The 1,295-nt window shown below is 28.1% G+C and carries 1 protein-coding gene and 1 pseudogene; both read left to right on the forward strand.

Translation table 11 applies throughout. The annotated features are described in order from the left end of the window. Nucleotides 1–1,090, forward strand: a pseudogene (locus Q9R24_RS14955) (hypothetical protein); the annotation flags it as partial. A 5-nt stretch (nucleotides 1,091–1,095) separates the two neighbouring features. Then, nucleotides 1,096–1,236 carry a hypothetical protein gene (locus tag Q9R24_RS14960; RefSeq protein WP_311204772.1) on the forward strand — a complete coding sequence of 47 codons (141 nt, stop codon included), beginning with the start codon at nucleotides 1,096–1,098 and terminating at the stop codon, nucleotides 1,234–1,236. The last annotated feature ends 59 nt before the right edge of the window (nucleotides 1,237–1,295 follow it).

The following is a 1,295-nucleotide window of genomic DNA, read 5'->3' on the forward strand; positions in this document are numbered from 1 at the left end:
CTTAAACACTTATACCGAAAAAAATCCAATTGATCATGTTTTTAATTATGAAGGTTCATTAATAAAAATTCCTTATGAAGAGTTGTTGTTTATTCTTCCGTATAGATCAGGAAATTTATCAAGAGGTTTGTATAATAAGACTAATATTATGTTGATTTCTAATCCTAATATAAATAATTTCTTAGGTGCAAATAAGCACACTTCTGCTTTTGAAAAATATCAATTATATGAAAATGATTCTGAATATTCTTCTCTTACAAGTCATATTCCTAGACATAATATAAATACATTCCTTGCTTTAAGTGGAATTTCTGAACATTTACAGGCAATGCTTATGGGGCGGGTTGATATTAAACAAAATCAATACTATCAACATATAGCATTGAAACATATGAAAATTAAATCAAGTCTTCGAAATAAAAATGAAATTATACTAGTAAATAGTATTGGAATTGACAACTATTTAAGTCCAGTAGAAGCTATTAAAAAAGATGGTTTAATATATGTTTCTGAAGAGTTGAGTATTGATTCGAATATCAAAAAAAATATTCAGACTTTTGATAATAAAAAAGAAGTTTCAGCTTTTATAAAAGATCAGTTTTTTGATGATTATTTCCAAGATATAAAAAAAGCATTTAATGAATTAATTGATGAAGATCCAAATGAAGCTGAAGAATTACTAGATCGTCATGCATTTCTTTCCCCCCTACTCTTTGGAAGTTGTATGCGCAATATTACACTACATCATTGTCCAAAACGGCTTGCATGCCAATCAGGTGATGCGTGTGGAAATTTTGTCTTAACAGGTCGTCGTGGTGAATTAGAAAACATTACTTTAAAAAAGAACATGCTTATTAATGAATATAATAATATTGATAATGATATAAGAAATGATCCTCAATATTCTGAGATGTTAAATGATATTAGAGAAAGGATAAATATTCTTACAGGTTTAGAAGCTAAAAATTTAAGTAGGATGCAGAAACTTACACCAATACAAATCTTTAATTACAATACGCCTATGAGTAAGTTGCCTCATACCTTGAGTGAGCTTTTTGCTATTGAAATTAATAAAACTGAAGAGGTTTAACAACAATGAGAGGTAAAGAATTAGATATTATTGTTGAGAAAGAGTTGCAATTGATGCTTATAGAAGGATTTGAAAAATCTCCAATATCTCATAAATCACTTTATGATCGCCTAATTAAAAAAGGATTTATTCATGGTAGCTTATAATGTGGTTCCGTTAATTAGACCACTCAATTCAGTTTTATAAGTGATAAATCCGCTCTAAA

The sequence above is a fragment of the Acinetobacter sp. RRD8 genome (assembly GCF_031844225.1).
In the GTDB taxonomy this organism is placed as follows: Bacteria; Pseudomonadota; Gammaproteobacteria; order Pseudomonadales; family Moraxellaceae; genus Acinetobacter.

Excerpts from the sequence above, each read along its gene's own strand:
- Q9R24_RS14960 (WP_311204772.1), top strand. The coding sequence starts at position 1,096 with ATGAGAGGTAAAGAATTAGATATTATTGTTGAGAAAGAGTTGCAATTG.